Here is a 634-nt window from a genome sequence, read left to right as displayed (position 1 = left end):
AACATAATGGCATCTGCTGGACTTCAGATGTTGGCCACTGTCCTCGCGGTCCTCGGCTGGGTGGGAGACATCATTATCTGCGCGCTCCCCATGTGGAAGGTGACGGCGTTTATTGGCACCAACATCGTGACCGCGCAGACCTTCTGGGAAGGCCTCTGGATGAACTGCGTGCAGCAGAGCACGGGCCAGATGCAGTGCAAGGTCTACGACTCCATGCTGGCACTGCCACAAGATCTCCAGGCAGCTCGAGCGCTTGTAATCATCTCAATCCTCGTGACCTTCTTGGGACTTTTCCTGGCCGTCGCTGGAGGCAAGTGCACCAACTGCATTGAAGAACGGGACGCAAAGGCTAAAGTGGGGGTCGCGGCCGGCGTCTTCTTCCTGGTGGGTGGCGTTCTGTGCCTGATCCCGGTCTGCTGGTGCGCGCACACCGTCATCAGTGACTTCTACAACCCCATTCTGTCTGAGGCTCAGAAGCGCGAGCTGGGGGCGTCTCTGTTCATCGGCTGGGGCGCGTCTGGTCTGCAGCTCATCGGCGGGGCGCTTCTCTGTTGTCAGTGCCCAAAGAGCGACGGTCGTGGTTATTCCGTGAAGTACTCGGCTCCGAAGTCCGCTCCAGGAGCTTATGTATGAG

At 59.0% G+C, this 634-nt stretch carries 1 protein-coding gene; it reads left to right on the top strand.

Annotated features, from left to right (window positions below; translation table 11 throughout):
- Positions 1 to 633, top strand: a 633-nt coding sequence (locus GQS54_RS23005; protein ID WP_205967903.1) for a hypothetical protein, incomplete at its 5' end; no start/stop codon positions are given.
- Position 634: the final 1 nt, after the last annotated feature.

This window comes from Paraglaciecola sp. 20A4, from assembly GCF_011378905.1.
Classification (GTDB): Bacteria; Pseudomonadota; Gammaproteobacteria; order Enterobacterales; family Alteromonadaceae; genus Paraglaciecola.
The sequence above is the reverse complement of the archived record's forward strand: the minus strand, read 5'-3'. Positions and strand labels throughout refer to the sequence as shown.